Consider the following 16873-nt stretch of genomic DNA (forward strand, 5'->3'; position numbering starts at 1 on the left):
GCCGCTCAGAACGCACCCAAGGCAGCCGCACCCGTTCAGCAGGCAGCTCCCGCCAGGGAAGAGGCACCCGTCATAGACGACATCGCCTCCGCAGTAGCAGCAGCCGCTCAGAACGCACCCAAGGCAGTTGCACCCGCCCCCGTGAAGCCCATTTCCGTAAAGCCCGCGCCTGTAAATCCCGCACCCGCAGTACAGCAGACAGCCGCAGCTCCCGCAGGAATGCCCGCAATGGGACAGGTCATCTCCGTACCTCAGATAACAGGCTATGACGCTGCAAAGCAGCCCATATACACATATGTCCAGATGCAGATAACAGGCTACGGCGAGAACGGACAGCCCGTCCTCTCACCCGTTCCCGGACAGGAAATACCCGAGTTCGAGATGCCCTTCAACAAGAACACCCGTCTTCAGGAGGCTATCAGAGCAGCACAGGAGGTACCCACCTCAGCTCACGATATGACACCTGGTCAGAGAATAGCCGCAGCAGAAGCAGCGAAGGGCTCGCCCATAAGCGCGAACGTGTCCAAGATAGCGACGAATCCGCATTCAAGAGCTACATCACAGGCTTTCATCAACGCTATCTCCGAGTCGAAGGAATACGCGAACCAGAGCCTTACAGACACACAGGGACTCCAGCAGAGAACGCGTGTTATCGGCTCTATCGAGGACGTACTCTCACAGCTCGGTGACAACTCCATAAAGCAGAAGAAGGCTGTCGACGCACAGGTACAGCAGAGCATCCCTGCATTTCAGGAGTACAAAGCCCCCGCAAGGAGCACATCTTCAATGTCCTCAGCGCCGAGCAGACCCGCTCCGAAGCCCATGCCTGTCGACGACAGACCGCTCACAAAGGCAGAGCTCAAGGCGATGAAGAAGCAGGAGAAGATAGACGCCAAGTTCAGAAAGGAAATGGCAAAGAGGGGCGGTTATTGAAGTAACCTTTCCCCGTGAGTACGGCAATATGACTTAAACAGCGCAGGACATACCCGTTATGTCCTGCGTTGATATTATAATAATAGAAATGAGAGGGAAATCAATGGCATACAATGATATACTTGAGCAGCTCCGCGCAAAGCTCGGAGACTCGCCCGAGGAAAACGAAAAGATACTTAAAGAAGAGGGCAAGAGATTCGCAGGTGAAGGCAGCTACGACGGTTTGAAAGCAGTAGGCGAGCTCATTATGGAAAATATGCCCGAAGAGCGCCGCGAGGAGCTCAACCGCCTCACATACATCGACGGCAAGCGCCTCAACGAAGTCTACGACGAGATAGAAGCTCTCGTCAAGGAGAAGAAATATCTCGAAGCTCTCCCGAAGGCAGAAAAGCTCTACAAGAAGATATGCCTTGAATTCGCGGAGACCGAAAAGGCGAAGTTCGTATCGCTCCGCAACCCGTTCGAGGACAACCTCTGCCAGTTTCTTTTCAGTGAGGACAAGATACTCAACCGCACCCCGTTCAACTTCACGATGTACCTGACCACCTACGCCTACATTCTCATCGAGACGGGCGCAAACATAGACGCTATCCCCGTACTTGAAAAGGCGATAGCGTTCAATCCCATCGACGTAGCGCCGCGATTCGAGCTTGCGGAGATATACAAGCTCATCAAGAACAAGAAAATGGTGCTGGATGTCTCACGCGAGACATTGAGAGTAGCATACTCACCGCTGTCGATAGCCCGCTGCTACTCCAACATCGGCTACGCGCTGACCGATTCGGGCGACTACGAAGACGCGGCAGCGTTCTATGTAGCGAGCGTAATGTTTGCACCTAACCCCGCAGTCCCCTACGAGATGCAGCATCTTGCGAACCTCAAGGGCACGCCTATCAGGAAGCCGTCCATTGAGGAAATGGTAGCGGTAATGAAGAAGTACGATATCGAATACGGCCCCGACAAGCACGTAATAGAGGTATCTGCACAGCTTGCCGCGCATTACATGGGACTCGGCGACAAGGAGAACGCAGTACAGGCGATGAAGATAACATACAATCTCACGCTTGACGAAGATATCAAGAAGCTGATAATCCAGCTCGACCCGCGTGCGCAGATGCTTCGTCCGAAGGACGCATCTCAGACGGAGTATGAGCCCGAAGAAGCACCGAAATCGTAAGGAAAGGACGTCCGCTGAGCGGACGTCCTTTAACGTTCAACCGCCCGTATGCACACGCCGTCACCTATCCCCAAATGCAAATTTTTTATGCAGCAGTAATTTGCAGAAATTTATTGACAAATTAATAAAAGTAGGTTATAATATAAAGTGATAATTTATTCAAATTTTCATAGAAAGAGGGTAATATTATGGCAAACGAAAAAAGTCTGAAGGTCCTTATCGTCGACGATGATAAGAATATATGCGACCTGCTCAGGCTCTACCTCGAAAAGGACGGCTACAGCGTTATACTCTCTCACGACGGCGAGGAAGCGGTAGTCAAGTTCAACGCACTCAAGCCCGATATGGTGCTTCTTGATATAATGCTCCCGGGAATGGACGGCTGGCAGGTATGCCGCGAGATACGCAAAAAGTCCAATGTCCCGATAATAATGATAACGGCGAAGGGCGAGACCATCGACAAGGTCATCGGCCTCGAACTGGGTGCAGACGACTACATAGTCAAGCCGTTTGACGCCAAGGAAGTCATAGCACGCATCAACGCAGTTACCCGCAGAGTGGGCAACATCAACGTTGAGCCCGAGATAAAGGAAGTCCGCTATGACAAGCTCGTGGTGAATATGACGCGCTATGAGCTGAAGGTAAACGGAAAGAATATCGACACACCGCCGAAGGAACTCGAACTTCTCTACTATCTCGCTTCCAACCCCAACAGGGTCTATACCCGTGACCAGCTTCTTGACGAAGTATGGGGCTTTGAATACTACGGCGATTCGCGTACTATCGACGTCCACATCAAGCGTCTCCGCGAAAAGCTGGAAGGAGTGTCCGAAAAGTGGGCGCTCAAGACCGTATGGGGCGTAGGCTACAAATTTGAAGCAGAGGAAGAGGAATAAGCCTGCTCCGAAGCTTGTCATCATCGCAGGGGACAGGCTGTCCCCTGCTTTTTTGCGAGGTGATAACCCATGAACAAGAAAAAGAGCTCATACTACAAGCTGTTCAGGCTTGCGCTGATAATCGTAATCCTCGTGCTGCTGCTCATCGGTACGGTGATGATGAGCCTGTGCTCGGCAATTTACAAGAAGTCGAAGCTTGGCGAGATACAGTCCGTCGGCGAGCTTTACATCAGCAGTATAACGGAGGAATACCAGCGCAGCGGCGATGGCTATCTCGGGCAGGCACAGCACTTGCAGGAGATGTTCATGGGACAGTACGACGTGAGGATATACATCTATAACGAGCACGGAAGCTGTGTGCTGTCGGGCGACAGCGCAGCAGTCAGCGAGACCGCTCCCCTGCCCGTCAATATGCAGAAGGCGCTCGACGACGACGACTACCTCGACCTCAGCTCGAACACCATATCCCACAACAAGCCCTATCTCATCTACGGCTCGAAGGTATACCTCAAACAGTCCACGATGAAATACGTGCCCGTATACGTCCTTGTATACGGCAGCACCGACGAGCTCAACCTCTTCACCATCAAGATAGTCGCGCTGTATGTGCTCTTCGGCATCATCGGCGTAACGCTGTGCTATCTCCTGCTGAAAAACAGCATCAAGAAGCACATCGCATTTGAAGAGCACTTCCTCAAGGTGAGCGAGAAATACTCCAAGGGCGACTTCTCCGAGAAGCTCCCCACCGAGCTGCCTGGAAATCTGAAAGATATTTCCGAATGCGTGAACGCGCTCGCAGCAAACGTCGAAAAGAGCGAAGACACCAGCAAGACGTTCATCGCGAATGTCTCGCACGAGCTCCGCACGCCCATCACCACTATCGGCGGCTTTGTGGACGGCATACTCGACGGCACTATCCCCAAGAACCGCCAGCAGGAGTACCTTTTCCTCGTGTCGAACGAGATAAAGCGTCTGCGCATACTCATAACATCAATGCTGAACATGACGCGCTTTGAGTCGGGAACGATGCGCCCGAATTTCCGCGAGACCAACCTCACCGACCTCGTGATACAGGTCGTGCTGATGTTCGAGAAGAAGATAGAGGAGAAGCACCTGAATGTCGAGGAGCTCGACAGCCACCGCCTCACAGCGATAGTCGACGCCGACCTCATGCAGCAGGTGATATACAACCTTGTAGAGAACGCCGTGAAGTTCGTAAACGACGGCGGAACGCTCTCATTCCGCTTTGACAAGAAAGACGACATCTGCATCGTCGGTATCAGGAACACGGGCGAGGGCTTGAAGGACAGCGAGATACGTCAGGTATTCGACCGCTTCTACAAGACCGACTCCTCGCGCGGCAAAGACACCACAGGTCTCGGTCTCGGACTGTCCATCTCGCGCAAGATAGTGCATCTCCACAAGGGACACATCGTAGTCAAGAGCGTCGAAGGCGAGTATACCGAATTCCAGATACAGATACCCGTCGACCCCAGAGAAAAAGAAGACAAAAAGGATACAGAGAAAAAAGAAAAGCAGAGCTGACGCATTCGCAGCACTGCCAAAGGAGCAAATATGGACGATAACAACATATACACAGGCGGCGGCATAGTACCGCCCGCCTCTGATAATACATATATCCCCAAGCACGAAAAGGCGCCCGCCCCGCAGCAGGAGCAGCCCGCTCCCGCCCCGCAGCCGCCCCGCCCGCACAGACCCGTATACGACTCGTTCATGTATGAGCCGATAGGCTTCGACGAATACGACAGGATGAGCGCCGCCGAGATAAAGGCAGATGAGGAGCGCAGGGAAAGGAAGCTCCGCACAGCCCGCGAGAGGGCTATCCTCGTGCTGTTCTTCCTCATGGTGCTGCTTGCACTGACCGTATGCATAGTCGGGATAACGGCAGACCTGATACGCAGCAAGGACCATATGAAGGCTATAGGCGGCACGAACGTAGTGCTCTATCAGAACTCCAAACCCGAGGGCGCGAACGACCTTGAAAACTTTGTCGATGAAAACGGCAGATACACCACCGAAGGAGCAGCCGCAGCGGTGAAGGAGTCTATCGTCGAGATATACACCTACAGCGACCCCTTCCGCTCGACGCTGAAAGGCACGGGCTCGGGAGTAGTCCTCACGGCAGACGGCTACATAGTGACAAACGCGCACGTACTGCTTGCAGACGGCTACCACGACATCCACACCTGCGACAACAAGGTCTACAATGCCAAGATAGTGGGCAGAGACGCCAAGACCGATATCGCAGTCATAAAGGTCAACAATGCTGAGCTGTGTCCCGCAGTGCTCGGCGACTCCGACGAAGTAATAGTAGGCGAGAAGGTCATCGCCGTAGGCAATCCCGCAGGACTGTCGAACACGGTGACAGACGGCATAGTCTCGGCAGTGGGGCGCAAGATACGCAGCGATTCCACGGGCTTCGAGATGAACTGCATACAGACAAATGCCGCTATCAGCCCTGGCAACTCGGGCGGAGCACTTGTAAATATGTACGGACAGGTAATAGGCATCACGTCCTCGAAGTACGTCAGCAGCTCATATGAAGGACTCGGCTTTGCCATAACGATAAATGACTCAAAGCCCATAATCGAGGAGCTCATCAGCAACGGCTTTATCGGCGGAAGATTCCGTATAGGCATAACGCTTGTTGATATGTCCTCGGAATCGAAGATAGAGACGATAGAGGAGAAGCTTGGTTTCCCCATCCCCGAAGGATTTGAAGGCGTGTACATCGACGCATTCGACCCGAACTGCGACATTGCGAACACCGACCTCAAGGCAGGCGACTTCATCACAGCTATCAACGGCAAGTCCATCAAGACCTACGACGACCTCTACGACACGATAAGCGCCTCCTACGCCGCAGGAGACAAAGTACCCGCAACGTGTGCCCACGTAACTAAGGACGGCGACATAAGCTACTACAATATAGAATTCAAGCTCATGCCCGATACCTCGGGTGACTTCTAATCGGTAAGGCTTTTTGGTCGAACCGAGTTGACCCCCACAACTCCTCCTGCTGCACCCGCAACGGTCAGCAGGAGGAGTTTTCTTATATCTGCCGGAGCACCGACAGTGCAAAGTCCGACAATGCTGATAGCTGCATACAGTGCCGCTCCGCACGCTATGCCGCCGATAAGACCGTGACGGCGGTGGAACTTGCCGTAGATATAGCCTGCCGAGAAAGCACCGAGCGCAGCGGAGAGTGCAGCAAAGAATCCGACAAACTGCATATCTGCGAGCACGAAGTACGTCAAAGCCGCCGAAACGACGACCGAAATGAGCAAAGCAGCGCTCCCGCACAGCACAGCAGCCGCAAGGCTGAGTATAGGGTTAGCCCAGAGGCTCTGACGGTGTCGGCGCATAAAAAATGCCTCCTTATAGTATCGTTCATACGATTCTATGCGGAGGCATCGGCGATTATTCTTCGTCCTTATTCTTTTTCTTCTTGGAATTCTTTTCTGTCTCATCGACAGCAGCAGCAGTCTCGAGAGCGGACTTCTTTTTCGGAGCAGCCGCCTTAGCGCGCTCCTTAGCGCTTACATTCTCGGCGATAGCCCAGTTTTTCATTCTTATCTTGGTACGCTCGCCGCCTGTTTCGAGAACGATATTATCCTCAGCCACGCGGACAACGATACCGATGATACCGCCCGTTGTGATTACCTCGTCGCCTATCTGTACATTGCTCTGGAGCTCTTTCTGTTCCTGCTCGCGTTTTTTCTGGGGTCTGATGAGCATAAAGTAGAGCAGAACAAAGAAGAAACCGAGCGGAAGAACGAAAGTGAGCAGCGGGTTTGCGGTTTTTTGTGCAGTGTCCCCCGAAGCGGCAGCCTCGGTAGCGAAAGCGCTGACAGCGCAGTTCATTGACGCCGCAGCAGTCATAAGAGCTGTCGGTATAATAACGGCTAATTTCCTTTTCATAGTTATAACTCCTTATTCCGTAAAAATATCAATGCAAGGTATATTATAACACATTCCAAAGGATAATGCAAGCATTTTGCCGAATTTTTCGGTGAGAAGCCCCACCAACCAACTGTAGGGGCGGATATCATCCGCCCGAAAACGAACAGGTGAAACGACATTATGTAGGTGTCGACGCCCACGTCGACCCGCTGCTCCTCTCATACCTTACGTTCCCATTCTGTAGGGGCGGCGTCCCGCCGCCCGCCAACACACGCCCCAACCAACCAATTGTAGGGGACGGCGTCCTCGACGTCCCACAATTACGTAAGCGGCAAGCGATGTGTTATTTGCGGGCGCCCTACAAAAAAATGCGGCTGCCAGAGAGCTGACAGCCGCACGTTTTATGTGAATTAGTCCACAAGCTTGATAATAGCCATTTCAGCAGCATCGCCGCGGCGGGGACCGATCTTAACGATCTGAGTATAACCGCCGTTTCTGTCTGCATACTTGGGAGAGATCTCGTCGAAGAGCTTCTTAGCGACGGACTCCTTAGTTACGTATGACATTACCTGACGCTTGGAGTGCAGATCGGAATTCTTACCGATAGTGATCATCTTTTCTGCAACCGCACGAACTTCCTTTGCTCTTGTAACAGTCGTTTCGATCTGACCGTTCTCAAGAAGGAAAGTTACCATGCCTCTGAGCATAGCCTTTCTGTGGTCAGATGTTCTGCCCAGTTTTCTTGTACCCGGCATGTATTTCACTCCTTTACTAATATTTAAGTGATGGTTTAGTTATTCTTCTTCGGATGAGAGGTCAAAGCCCAGTGACTGGAGCTTTTCCTTGACCTCATCGAAGGATTTCTTTCCAAGGTTTCTAACCTTCATCATTTCTTCCTCAGACTTATTGATGAGGTCATCTACAGTATTGATTCCCGCTCTCTTTAAGCAGTTAAAGGAGCGCACCGATAAGTCAAGATCCTCAATGGTCATCTCAAGGATTTTCTCCTTGCCCTTTTCGTCCTTTTCGACGAGGACCTCAGCGATTCCGGACTCTTCAGAGAGCTCGATGAACAGCTTCAGATGCTCGTTGAGGAGATTGGCTGCCTGTGATAAAGCCTCCTTAGCGGAGATAGTACCGTCGGTCCATACCTCCATAGTGAGCTTATCATAGTCGGTAACCTGTCCGAGACGTGTGTCCTCCACGGTGTAGTTTACCTTCAGAACAGGCGTATAGATGCTGTCAACAGCGATGACATCAACGGGGAGGTTTATCTGCTTCTTGTTTCTTTCAGCGGAAACATAGCCTCTGCCTCTGTCGATAGTGATCTCCATATACAGCTTTGCGTCCTTGCCCAGCGTAGCGATGTGCATACCGGGATCGAGGATATTGACCTCAGAATCGGTCTTGATATCGCCCGCAGTTATCTCGCACTCGCCTTCAGCCTCTACGTATACAGTCTTGGGACCTTCTCCGTAGAGCTTAGCTGTAAGACCCTTGATGCTGAGGATGATCTCTGTGACGTCCTCTTTAACGCCCGGGATGGTGGACAGCTCATGATGAACCGTACCGTCCTTGCCCGAGAGCTTTACGGAAGTCACAGCCACACCCGGAAGTGAGGAGAGCAGCACACGTCTGAGGCTGTTGCCCAGTGTAATACCGTATCCGCGCTCAAGCGGTGCTAAAACGAATTTGCCGTATTTGCCGTCACTTTTAAGCTCGACGATGTCGATATCAGGCTTATTGATCTTTTCCAGCATAATGACCCTCCTGTTTCGCAATAATAATTATTTTCGAGTTCTGATATATCAAGCGATCCTACGATTACTTGGAGTACAGCTCGACGATGAGGTGTGTTGCTACCTCATAATCAATATCCTCTGCTGAGGGCATACGAGTAACTGTAGCTGAGAAATCGTCCTTCTTGGCATCGAGCCATGTAGGAACGATCCTGTCCTTAGTCTCTTCAACTGTAGCCTTGAACTTCTCGGAAGTTCTGTCCTTCTCTCTGAGAGCGATAACATCGCCAACCTTAACTCTGTAAGAAGGAATATTAACTTTCTGACCGTTTACAGTATAGTGGCTGTGAACGACAAGCTGTCTTGCCTCACGTCTTGTGAGAGCGAGACCCATTCTGTAAACAACGCTGTCGAGTCTGGATTCGAGAACAGTGATAAGGTTATCACCGGCCTTGCCCTCCATCTTCTCAGCGATAGAGAAGTAGTGTCTGAACTGCTTCTCAAGCACTCCGTAGATAAACTTCAGCTTCTGCTTTTCCTTGAGCTGGAGACCGTATTCGGAGATCTTCTTTCTGTTATTAGCATTCTTGAAGCGGATGGATTCCTTCTTTGAGACGCCCATTACAGCGGGGCTGATGCCCAGGTATCTGCACTTCTTAAGAATAGGTTCTTTCTGTACTGCCATATCAATTTACCTCCTCTTTCATCAGACGCGGCGTCTCTTAGGCGGACGGCATCCATTGTGCGGGATAGGAGTAACATCCTTGATCATTCTTACCTCAAGACCAACGGTCTGGAGTGCTCTGATAGCAGCCTCACGGCCTGCGCCGGGTCCCTTTACGTAAACTTCAACGTTCTTGAGACCGTGCTCCATAGCAGCCTTAGCAGCTGTCTCAGCAGCTGTCTGTGCAGCGAAGGGAGTAGACTTCTTAGAGCCTCTGAATCCGAGCTCGCCTGCGCTTGCCCAGGAGATAGCGTTGCCCTGAGTATCAGTGATAGTTACGATTGTGTTATTGAAAGTGGACTGGATATGAACTGCGCCGCTTTCGATATTCTTGCGCTCTCTACGTCTTCTGATAGTAGAGACCTTTTTACCTTTCTGCTGTGCCAAAGCTCATGACCTCCTTACTTCTTCTTGTTAGCGATAGTCTTTACAGGGCCCTTGCGGGTTCTTGCGTTTGTCTTGGTTCTCTGACCTCTTACAGGCAGACCCTTTCTGTGACGAACGCCTCTGTAGCAGCCTATTTCAACAAGTCTCTTGATGTTGAGTGCAGTCTCACGGCGGAGATCACCCTCAACGGTGTAGTTTGCATCGATATAGTCACGAAGCTTAGCTACATCCTCTTCTGCGAGGTCCTTAACTCTAACGTCAGGATCAACGCCTGTGGCAGCGAGGATATTAGTTGCAGTCTGACGACCGATTCCGTAGATATAAGTGAGACCGATCTCGATCCTCTTATTCTTGGGAAGGTCAACACCAGCTATTCTTGCCATATTGTTATTACCTCCATTATTGCAGCCGAGGATTAGCCCTGACGCTGCTTATGCTTAGGATTTTCGCAGATCACCATGATTCTGCCTTTACGTTTGATAACCTTGCACTTTTCGCAAATAGGTTTTACTGAAGGTCTGACTTTCATTGAAAATACCTCCTTAGCGGATAGCGGACCTTAGTCCTCGTTTACTTTACGCGCCAGGTGATACGCCCCTTCGAGAGGTCATACGGTGACATTTCAAGCTTCACCTTATCGCCTGGAACGATTCTGATATAATTCATTCTGAGCTTGCCGGAAACGTGAGAAAGAACCTCATGACCGTTCTCCAGCTGTACCTTAAACATTGCATTGGGAAGTGCGTCTGTAACAACGCCCTCAACCTCGATCACATCTTCTTTGGACACTTGAACAACCTCCTTACTCAGCGCTCAGCTGCCTGAGCTTTATCCTGAGCTGTTTATCAGTTATACCGTTAATATCTATCATGCTGTCGGTCGGTGAGAGATGCTTTATATTCTTCCGCTTGGGCTTATCAAGCTTTCTGCTCTTGCCGTCCGCGATGGAGCACCTGTTTCCCTCCGCAGCCGTCACGACGAAGAACCCTCCGCCGTCGCGTCCCGCATTGGCTTTCACGACCGAACCTACGTATATCTTCACAATAATTCCCTCCGTCAGGGCTGTGTCAAAATGACGGGACCATCAGGAGTTATTGCGATCATGTGCTCAAAGTGAGCTGACAGTGAACCATTCTTGGTAACCACGGTCCAACCGTCCTTGAGAGTTTTAACATCGTCGCCCTTGACATTTATCATGGGCTCTATACATATCGTCATACCCGAAACCAGTCTGGGACCGTGACCTTCACGTCCCCAATTCGGCACCTCGGGTGATTCGTGTACCTCTCTGCCGATACCGTGGCCGCAGTAATTTCTTACGATCCCGTAGCCTCGTGAAGCGCAGTATTCTTCCACAGCATGTGAGATATCTCCGACTCTTGCGCCCGCCTGAGCCTTCGAGATGCCTTCAAACAGGCTTTTCTCGGTGACCTCAAGCAATGCCTTTGCCTCATCAGAAATCTTGCCTACGGGGAAGGTCCAGCAGCTGTCGGCATTGAAGCCGTTGAACGCAGCTCCCGTGTCGATGCTTACAATATCGCCTTCCTTTAACCTTCGGCTTGCCTTAGGGATACCGTGGATGACCTCCTCGTTTACCGAGATGCAGGCATTCGCGGGAAATCCGTAAAGCCCTTTAAAGCAGGACTTGACGCCGTGCTTGGCATAAAACTCTCCGACGAGCTTATCGACGTCGAGCGTAGACATTCCTGCCCTAAGTTTTTCGCCCGCATACCATATTGCGCCGCAGGTAATTTTACCTGCCTCACGCATTATGGCTAATTCGGACTTTGATTTTATGGTTATGCTCATTACTTGACACCTACGGCAGCAAGTGTGAGCTTGGATGTTTCAGCAACTTCCTCCTGACCCTTTACGGTAACAAGTTTGCCCTGTTTCTCGTAATAGTCCTTGAGGGGAGCTGTCTTTTCGTGATAAGTAGCGAGACGGTCGAGCACTACCTCGGGCTGATCGTCCTTGCGGATAACAGTCTTGTCGCCGCACTTATCGCAAACGCCCTCGACCTTAGTGGGCTTGTATTCAACGTGGTAAGAAGCGCCGCAGCCCTGGCAGACACGTCTGCCCGAAACTCTCTGCTTGATAGTCTCGTCTGCAACGTCTATCTCAATTACCTTGTCTATCTGTATACCCATAGCGTCGAGTGCCTCAGCTTGCGGAACTGTTCTCGGGAAGCCGTCGAGGATGAAACCGTCCTTGCAGTCGTCCTCGGCGATACGCTCCTTGAGGATACCGATAACGATATCGTCGGAAACGAGCGCGCCCGCGTCCATAGCAGCCTTGGCCTTGAGACCGTACTCAGTGCCGTTCTTGGCAGCCTCGCGAAGAATGTTACCTGTGGAGATCTGGGGGATATTCAGAGCATCGGAAACTACCTCAGCCTGTGTACCCTTGCCTGCGCCGGGAGCGCCTAAGAAAATAAGATTCATATTTATGTCCTCCATGTCAGGGGCTTATGAAAGGAATCCCTTGTGGTGTCTCATCATAAGCTGTGATTCGAGTGTACGTGTAGTCTCAAGCGCAACGCTTACTGCGATGAGGATAGTAGTACCGCCCATAGACATATGGTTGAGCTTTTCGTCAGCCATAGAGAAGAATATCGGGATAACAGCGATGATTCCGAGGAATACCGCACCTACGAGAGATATCTTGGAGAGAACTCTCTGGATGTAGTCCGCAGTGGGCTTACCGGGTCTGATGCCGGGGATGCCGCCGTTGGACTGACGGAGGTTATTGGCTATCTCGACGGGGTTGTACTGTATCGAAACGTAGAAATAGTTGAACGCTATAATGAGTACGAAATAGATCGCAGCGTATCCGAGGCTTCTTGTTGAGAAGAAGTCGCAGAACTTAGCATAGAAGCTGCCGTCGTGGGGATTCTCCTTGAAGAGCTGAATGGTCTGCGGGAGAGCCATGAACGACATAGCGAAGATGATAGGCATAACGCCGCTCATCATAACCTTCATGGGTATGTGCGTTTTCTGACCGCCGTACTGCTTTCTGCCAACGACGCGCTTAGCGTACTGTATCGGGATACGTCTTTCAGCCTCATTCATGAATACGATGAACGCAAACTCGAAGATGATGAATACGAGGTATCCGAGAGTTACCCAGAGGTACTTTGAAGGCTCGTCGATAGTATAACCGATGAGCTTGCCTGCATCAACAGGGAAGCGGGCTGCGATACCTGCGAAGAGGAGCATGGAAACGCCGTTTCCGATACCCTTGTCGCTGATACGGTTGCCCATCCAGACTACGAACGAAGCGCCCGCAACGAAAGTAACGATAATAACGATAGCAGCAAATATGCCGTAACCGCCGTCCGCATACTTGAGAGCATCTCCGAGGAGATTGCCGTCGTTGTCGGTAACACCCGTCATACGTCTGAGGATCATGTAGTAGCCTGCACCGAGCACAACAGAGAGCACAAGTGCAACAGCCGCCGTGATCTTATTGAGTTTCTTTCTGCCTTCCTCGCCCTCGTCCCTGAGCCTCTCAAGAGGCGGCAGCGCGTAGGTGAGGAGCTGCATGATGATCGACGCATTGATGTAAGGCGTGATCGAGAGTGAGAAGATAGTAGCCTGCGAGAGCGCACCACCTGTAATAGTGTTGAGGTACTCGAGGAAGTTGCCGTTTACGGCATTGCTGTCCATCCAGGCGTTGACTACTTCCGTGTTAAGATAGGGAACAGCGATAGCGCTTCCCAATCTGAAGATGATGACCATGAGTAATGTGTATAAAAGCTTTTTCCTTATCTCGGGAACGCTCCAAGCACGTTTCAGTGTCTGAAACACATTACATCACCTCAGTCTTTCCGCCTGCCTTTTCGATCTTCTCAACAGCGCTCTGTGAGAATTTTGCAGCTTTGACTGTCAGCTTAGCGGTAAGCTCTCCGTTTCCGAGGACCTTTACGCCGTCATACTCCTTCTTGATAAGGCCTGCTGCCTTGAGGAGCTCAGCGTCAACAACGGTACCGTCCTTGAACTTGTTGAGGTCTGATACATTAACGATCGCAAACTTGCTTGCGAAGATGTTGTTGAAGCCTCTCTTGGGTATACGTCTTGCGAGGGGCATCTGACCGCCTTCAAAGCCGATCCTTACGCCGCCGCCGCTTCTTGCATTCTGACCCTTGTGACCCTTGCCTGCTGTCTTGCCGTTGCCCGAGCCGTGACCTCTGCCTACACGCTTAACAGCCTTGTTGGAATCAGCTGCGGGAGTTAATTCGTGAATTTTCATTCTTGTTGCACCTCCTTGCTTACGCTTCTGTAACCTCGATGAGGTGTGAGATCTTGTTGATCTTGCCCTGTGTCTGAGCGTTGTCGGGCTGAGTAGTTACGTCGCCGACTTTACGAAGGCCGAGTGACTGAGCAGTAGCGATCTGATCCTTTTTTCTGCCTATGAGGCTCTTTACGAGCTTGATATTCTTAGCCATTTGTCAGTCCTCCTTAACCTAAAATTTCCTTTACAGACTTGCCTCTCTTTTCAGCAACGTCCTTAGCGGAAGTGCAAGCCTTGAGGCCGTCGATAGTAGCTCTTACAACGTTGCAGGGGTTATTGGAACGAAGAGACTTTGTTCTGATATCCTTGATACCTGCTACCTCGATGACTGCACGAACAGGACCGCCTGCGATAACGCCGGTACCGGGTGCAGCGGGCTTCATGAGGACTCTGCCTGCGCCGAAAGCGCCGATGACCTCGTGAGGGATAGTTGTACCCTTGAGGGCTACCTTGCAGAGGTTCTTCTTTGCGTCCTCGATACCCTTGCGGATAGCGTCAGGAACTTCTCCCGACTTACCGAGACCAAAGCCTACTGTGCCATTGCCGTCGCCGACAACAACGAGTGCCGAGAACTTCATGATACGGCCGCCCTTAACAGTCTTTGAAACTCTGTTTATGGCAACGACCTTCTCCTGAAACTCGGGAGCCTGTGTTTCTATATTAGCCATTGTTTTACCTCCCTCTTAGAACTTTAATCCGTTTTCGCGAGCGCCCTCAGCCAGAGCCTGAACTCTGCCGTGATAGAGGTAGCCGCCTCTGTCGAAAACGACCTCGCTGATACCCTTATCAGCTGCGTTCTTAGCGATGAGCTCGCCGACCTTGCGTGCACCGTCAACGTTGCCGCCGTTGCCCTCAAAGCCCTTGTCCATGCTGGATGCAGAAGCAAGAGTAACGCCGTTTATGTCGTCGATGAGCTGTGCATAGATGTGCTTTGATGAACGGAATACATTAAGGCGGGGACGCTCAGCAGTTCCGGAGATCTTCGCGCGTACTCTGCGGTGTCTCTTTAATCTTGCCTTATTGCTGTCAAACTTTTTTACCATAGCAATTTGCTCCTCCTAATTACTTCTTGCCCTTACCGGCCTTACCTTCCTTGCGGATGATATGTTCGCCTTCATATCTGATGCCCTTGCCCTTATACGGCTCAGGCGGACGCTTCTCGCGTATCTCAGCTGCAAACTGACCTACAGCCTGCTTGTCGATACCGTTAACGATGATCTTGTTGGGCTGGGGAACATCGAGCTTGATAGCGTCTGTTTCCTCAATAACAACGGGGTGAGAGTAACCGAGGTTAAGAGTAACCTTGTTGCCGCTCTTTGCAGCACGATAACCAACGCCCTCGATCTCGAGAGTCTTGGAGTAACCGTTTGTAACACCCTCTACCATGTTAGCGATAAGAGTTCTTGTAAGACCGTGAAGTGAACGGTGACGCTTGTCATCGCTGGGTCTTGTAACTGTTATAGCAGCAGCGTCGATCTCGATGCCGAGCTCGCGGCTGAACTGTCTTGTAAGTTCGCCCTTAGGTCCCTTGACTGTGAGGCAGTTATTATCGTTCTTGACCTCTACACCTGCGGGAACTGCGATAGGCATTCTTCCTATTCTTGACATAATAGCTCCTCCTTACCAGATGTATGCGAGTACCTCGCCGCCGACATTGAGCTCTCTTGCCTTCTTGTCGGTAACGATACCCTTTGAAGTTGAAACGATGGCGATACCCAGACCCTTGCGGACCTTGGGCATATCTGCGCAGCTTGAATAGATACGCAGACCGGGCTTGGAAACTCTTCTGAGCCCTGTGATTACAGGTGACTTATTGTCGCCGTATTTGAGCGTGATCCTTATAACACCCTGCTTTCCGTCTTCTATTACCTGAAAGCCCTTAACGTAACCCTCATCAACGAGGATCTGAGTGATAGCCTTCTTAACATTAGAAGCGGGAACGTCAACTGTGGCGTGCTTAGCAGTATTCGCATTGCGGATTCTTGTTAAAAGATCAGCGATTGTATCAGTGATTTGCATACAGATGACCTCCTTTTCGTATTTTTACCAGCTTGCCTTCTTAACGCCGGGGATCTGTCCGTCGTGAGCAAGCTCTCTGAAGCATATACGGCAGATGCCGAACTTTCTGAGATATGCGTGCGGTCTGCCGCAGATCTTGCATCTGTTATATGCTCTTGTGGAATACTTGGGAGTTCTCTGCTGCTTATTGATCATTGCCTTTTTAGCCATTTTTCTTCCTCCCTGATCACTTGATGAACGGAGCGCCGAGGAGAGAGAGGAGCTCTCTTGCCTCTTCATCCGTGTTAGCTGTTGTGATGAAGTTGATATCCATACCTCTTACCTTGTCGATCTTGTCATACTCGATCTCGGGGAAGATAAGCTGTTCCTTGATACCTGTTGAATAGTTGCCCTTGCCGTCGAACGAATTAGCGCTGATGCCTCTGAAGTCACGAACGCGGGGGAACGCAACGTTGAAGAGCTTGTCAACGAATTCATACATCTTCTCGGATCTGAGTGTTACCTTAACACCGATAGGCATACCCTCACGAAGCTTGAAGTTAGCGACCGACTTCTTAGCTCTGCACACGATAGGCTTCTGACCTGTGATAGCAGCGAGATCGGTCATGATAGCGTCGATGACCTTAGCGTTGTCCTTTGCCTCACCTGCGCCGACATTGATAACGACCTTGTCGAGCTTCGGGATCTGCATAACGCTCTTATAGCCGAACTTCTTCATAAGTGCAGGAGCAACGTCGCTAACATAATAATCCTTTAATCTTGCCATGTCGTTTCTCCTTTA

General features: G+C 51.1%; 25 protein-coding genes and 1 pseudogene. 5 read left to right on the top strand and 21 right to left on the bottom strand.

From position 1 onward, the window contains the following. The 5 genes and pseudogenes from BMX22_RS09685 to BMX22_RS09705 all read left to right on the top strand — a co-directional run. Positions 1 to 933, top strand: a pseudogene (locus BMX22_RS09685) (hypothetical protein); the annotation flags it as partial. A gap of 103 nt (positions 934 to 1036) precedes the next feature. Further along, positions 1037 to 2110 (top strand): tetratricopeptide repeat protein, encoded by a 1074-nt coding sequence (locus BMX22_RS09690; RefSeq protein WP_177173007.1) that lies wholly within the window; start codon positions 1037 to 1039, stop codon positions 2108 to 2110. Positions 2111 to 2298: 188 nt separating this feature from the next. Continuing rightward, positions 2299 to 3006: a response regulator transcription factor gene (locus tag BMX22_RS09695; protein ID WP_074742271.1), complete on the top strand. Its 708-nt coding sequence runs from the start codon at positions 2299 to 2301 to the stop codon at positions 3004 to 3006. A gap of 69 nt (positions 3007 to 3075) precedes the next feature. Then, positions 3076 to 4551, top strand: coding sequence for a sensor histidine kinase (locus BMX22_RS09700; RefSeq protein WP_074742272.1), 1476 nt, complete (start codon positions 3076 to 3078; stop codon positions 4549 to 4551). A 30-nt stretch (positions 4552 to 4581) separates the two neighbouring features. Next, the gene (locus BMX22_RS09705; protein WP_074742273.1) at positions 4582 to 5997 is read left to right on the top strand and encodes a S1C family serine protease; all 1416 of its coding nucleotides are present in this window, start codon (positions 4582 to 4584) and stop codon (positions 5995 to 5997) included. Here BMX22_RS09705 and BMX22_RS09710 read toward each other — a convergent pair. From BMX22_RS09710 to rplE, 21 genes are all read right to left on the bottom strand, one after another. Beyond that, positions 5994 to 6392 carry a TIGR04086 family membrane protein gene (locus BMX22_RS09710; RefSeq protein ID WP_074742274.1) on the bottom strand — a complete coding sequence of 133 codons (399 nt, stop codon included), beginning with the start codon at positions 6390 to 6392 and terminating at the stop codon, positions 5994 to 5996. The genes BMX22_RS09705 and BMX22_RS09710 overlap by 4 nt on opposite strands. Before the next feature lie 55 nt (positions 6393 to 6447). Beyond that, positions 6448 to 6948, bottom strand: coding sequence for a preprotein translocase subunit YajC (gene yajC, locus BMX22_RS09715; protein WP_074742275.1), 501 nt, complete (start codon positions 6946 to 6948; stop codon positions 6448 to 6450). A gap of 392 nt (positions 6949 to 7340) precedes the next feature. Beyond that, on the bottom strand, positions 7341 to 7685 hold the full coding sequence (rplQ, locus tag BMX22_RS09720; protein ID WP_074742276.1) for a 50S ribosomal protein L17: 345 nt from the start codon (positions 7683 to 7685) through the stop codon (positions 7341 to 7343). A 39-nt stretch (positions 7686 to 7724) separates the two neighbouring features. After that, entirely contained in the window at positions 7725 to 8690 is a 966-nt protein-coding gene (locus BMX22_RS09725) for a DNA-directed RNA polymerase subunit alpha (RefSeq protein WP_074742277.1), read from the bottom strand. Positions 8691 to 8754: 64 nt separating this feature from the next. After that, positions 8755 to 9354: a 30S ribosomal protein S4 gene (gene rpsD, locus BMX22_RS09730; RefSeq protein WP_074742278.1), complete on the bottom strand. Its 600-nt coding sequence runs from the start codon at positions 9352 to 9354 to the stop codon at positions 8755 to 8757. Positions 9355 to 9375: 21 nt separating this feature from the next. Beyond that, entirely contained in the window at positions 9376 to 9780 is a 405-nt protein-coding gene (rpsK, locus tag BMX22_RS09735) for a 30S ribosomal protein S11 (protein ID WP_031563430.1), read from the bottom strand. Positions 9781 to 9794: 14 nt separating this feature from the next. Next, positions 9795 to 10163, bottom strand: coding sequence for a 30S ribosomal protein S13 (gene rpsM / locus BMX22_RS09740; protein ID WP_031563428.1), 369 nt, complete (start codon positions 10161 to 10163; stop codon positions 9795 to 9797). A 32-nt stretch (positions 10164 to 10195) separates the two neighbouring features. Further along, a complete protein-coding gene (gene rpmJ, locus BMX22_RS09745; RefSeq protein WP_009984964.1) occupies positions 10196 to 10309 on the bottom strand; it encodes a 50S ribosomal protein L36 in 114 nt (37 codons plus the stop codon). Between the two features lie 41 nt (positions 10310 to 10350). Next, positions 10351 to 10569, bottom strand: coding sequence for a translation initiation factor IF-1 (infA, locus tag BMX22_RS09750; RefSeq protein ID WP_009984966.1), 219 nt, complete (start codon positions 10567 to 10569; stop codon positions 10351 to 10353). A 13-nt stretch (positions 10570 to 10582) separates the two neighbouring features. Further along, entirely contained in the window at positions 10583 to 10822 is a 240-nt protein-coding gene (locus tag BMX22_RS09755; protein ID WP_074742279.1) for a KOW domain-containing RNA-binding protein, read from the bottom strand. Between the two features lie 14 nt (positions 10823 to 10836). Continuing rightward, positions 10837 to 11589 carry a type I methionyl aminopeptidase gene (gene map, locus BMX22_RS09760; protein ID WP_074742280.1) on the bottom strand — a complete coding sequence of 251 codons (753 nt, stop codon included), beginning with the start codon at positions 11587 to 11589 and terminating at the stop codon, positions 10837 to 10839. Further along, complete coding sequence (locus BMX22_RS09765) at positions 11589 to 12224, bottom strand: adenylate kinase (RefSeq protein ID WP_074742281.1); 636 nt, start codon at positions 12222 to 12224, stop codon at positions 11589 to 11591. The genes map and BMX22_RS09765 overlap by 1 nt, the downstream gene beginning before the upstream one ends. Before the next feature lie 24 nt (positions 12225 to 12248). After that, a complete protein-coding gene (gene secY / locus BMX22_RS09770; protein ID WP_074742282.1) occupies positions 12249 to 13589 on the bottom strand; it encodes a preprotein translocase subunit SecY in 1341 nt (446 codons plus the stop codon). 1 nt (position 13590) lies between these two features. Next, entirely contained in the window at positions 13591 to 14031 is a 441-nt protein-coding gene (gene rplO / locus BMX22_RS09775; protein WP_074742283.1) for a 50S ribosomal protein L15, read from the bottom strand. 19 nt (positions 14032 to 14050) lie between these two features. Next, positions 14051 to 14227, bottom strand: a complete 177-nt coding sequence (gene rpmD / locus BMX22_RS09780) for a 50S ribosomal protein L30 (RefSeq protein ID WP_031563414.1) — start codon at positions 14225 to 14227, stop codon at positions 14051 to 14053. 13 nt (positions 14228 to 14240) lie between these two features. Further along, complete coding sequence (gene rpsE / locus BMX22_RS09785) at positions 14241 to 14741, bottom strand: 30S ribosomal protein S5 (protein ID WP_031563412.1); 501 nt, start codon at positions 14739 to 14741, stop codon at positions 14241 to 14243. Positions 14742 to 14756: 15 nt separating this feature from the next. Beyond that, complete coding sequence (rplR, locus tag BMX22_RS09790; protein WP_074742284.1) at positions 14757 to 15116, bottom strand: 50S ribosomal protein L18; 360 nt, start codon at positions 15114 to 15116, stop codon at positions 14757 to 14759. A 19-nt stretch (positions 15117 to 15135) separates the two neighbouring features. Then, positions 15136 to 15681, bottom strand: coding sequence for a 50S ribosomal protein L6 (rplF, locus tag BMX22_RS09795; protein WP_074742285.1), 546 nt, complete (start codon positions 15679 to 15681; stop codon positions 15136 to 15138). A gap of 12 nt (positions 15682 to 15693) precedes the next feature. Then, the gene (gene rpsH, locus BMX22_RS09800; RefSeq protein ID WP_031563406.1) at positions 15694 to 16092 is read right to left on the bottom strand and encodes a 30S ribosomal protein S8; all 399 of its coding nucleotides are present in this window, start codon (positions 16090 to 16092) and stop codon (positions 15694 to 15696) included. A 24-nt stretch (positions 16093 to 16116) separates the two neighbouring features. Continuing rightward, a complete protein-coding gene (locus BMX22_RS09805) occupies positions 16117 to 16302 on the bottom strand; it encodes a type Z 30S ribosomal protein S14 (RefSeq protein WP_009984979.1) in 186 nt (61 codons plus the stop codon). Positions 16303 to 16318: 16 nt separating this feature from the next. Further along, positions 16319 to 16858: a 50S ribosomal protein L5 gene (gene rplE / locus BMX22_RS09810; protein ID WP_031563403.1), complete on the bottom strand. Its 540-nt coding sequence runs from the start codon at positions 16856 to 16858 to the stop codon at positions 16319 to 16321. Positions 16859 to 16873: the final 15 nt, after the last annotated feature.

Origin of the sequence: Ruminococcus sp. YRD2003 (assembly GCA_900109435.1) — a bacterium.
Lineage (GTDB): Bacteria > Bacillota > Clostridia > Oscillospirales > Ruminococcaceae > Ruminococcus > Ruminococcus flavefaciens_G.

Coding starts and splice junctions, on each gene's coding strand:
- BMX22_RS09690 (WP_177173007.1), top strand. CDS start 1,037: ATGGCATACAATGATATACTTGAGCAGCTCCGCGCAAAGCTCGGAGAC.
- BMX22_RS09695 (WP_074742271.1), top strand. CDS start 2,299: ATGGCAAACGAAAAAAGTCTGAAGGTCCTTATCGTCGACGATGATAAG.
- BMX22_RS09700 (WP_074742272.1), top strand. CDS start 3,076: ATGAACAAGAAAAAGAGCTCATACTACAAGCTGTTCAGGCTTGCGCTG.
- BMX22_RS09705 (WP_074742273.1), top strand. CDS start 4,582: ATGGACGATAACAACATATACACAGGCGGCGGCATAGTACCGCCCGCC.
- BMX22_RS09710 (WP_074742274.1), bottom strand. CDS start 6,392: ATGCGCCGACACCGTCAGAGCCTCTGGGCTAACCCTATACTCAGCCTT.
- yajC (WP_074742275.1), bottom strand. CDS start 6,948: ATGAAAAGGAAATTAGCCGTTATTATACCGACAGCTCTTATGACTGCT.
- rplQ (WP_074742276.1), bottom strand. CDS start 7,685: ATGCCGGGTACAAGAAAACTGGGCAGAACATCTGACCACAGAAAGGCT.
- BMX22_RS09725 (WP_074742277.1), bottom strand. CDS start 8,690: ATGCTGGAAAAGATCAATAAGCCTGATATCGACATCGTCGAGCTTAAA.
- rpsD (WP_074742278.1), bottom strand. CDS start 9,354: ATGGCAGTACAGAAAGAACCTATTCTTAAGAAGTGCAGATACCTGGGC.
- rpsM (WP_031563428.1), bottom strand. CDS start 10,163: ATGGCAAGAATAGCTGGTGTTGACCTTCCCAAGAATAAGAGGATCGAG.
- rpmJ (WP_009984964.1), bottom strand. CDS start 10,309: ATGAAAGTCAGACCTTCAGTAAAACCTATTTGCGAAAAGTGCAAGGTT.
- map (WP_074742280.1), bottom strand. CDS start 11,589: ATGAGCATAACCATAAAATCAAAGTCCGAATTAGCCATAATGCGTGAG.
- BMX22_RS09765 (WP_074742281.1), bottom strand. CDS start 12,224: ATGAATCTTATTTTCTTAGGCGCTCCCGGCGCAGGCAAGGGTACACAG.
- rplO (WP_074742283.1), bottom strand. CDS start 14,031: ATGAAAATTCACGAATTAACTCCCGCAGCTGATTCCAACAAGGCTGTT.
- rpmD (WP_031563414.1), bottom strand. CDS start 14,227: ATGGCTAAGAATATCAAGCTCGTAAAGAGCCTCATAGGCAGAAAAAAG.
- rpsE (WP_031563412.1), bottom strand. CDS start 14,741: ATGGCTAATATAGAAACACAGGCTCCCGAGTTTCAGGAGAAGGTCGTT.
- rplR (WP_074742284.1), bottom strand. CDS start 15,116: ATGGTAAAAAAGTTTGACAGCAATAAGGCAAGATTAAAGAGACACCGC.
- rplF (WP_074742285.1), bottom strand. CDS start 15,681: ATGTCAAGAATAGGAAGAATGCCTATCGCAGTTCCCGCAGGTGTAGAG.
- rpsH (WP_031563406.1), bottom strand. CDS start 16,092: ATGCAAATCACTGATACAATCGCTGATCTTTTAACAAGAATCCGCAAT.
- BMX22_RS09805 (WP_009984979.1), bottom strand. CDS start 16,302: ATGGCTAAAAAGGCAATGATCAATAAGCAGCAGAGAACTCCCAAGTAT.
- rplE (WP_031563403.1), bottom strand. CDS start 16,858: ATGGCAAGATTAAAGGATTATTATGTTAGCGACGTTGCTCCTGCACTT.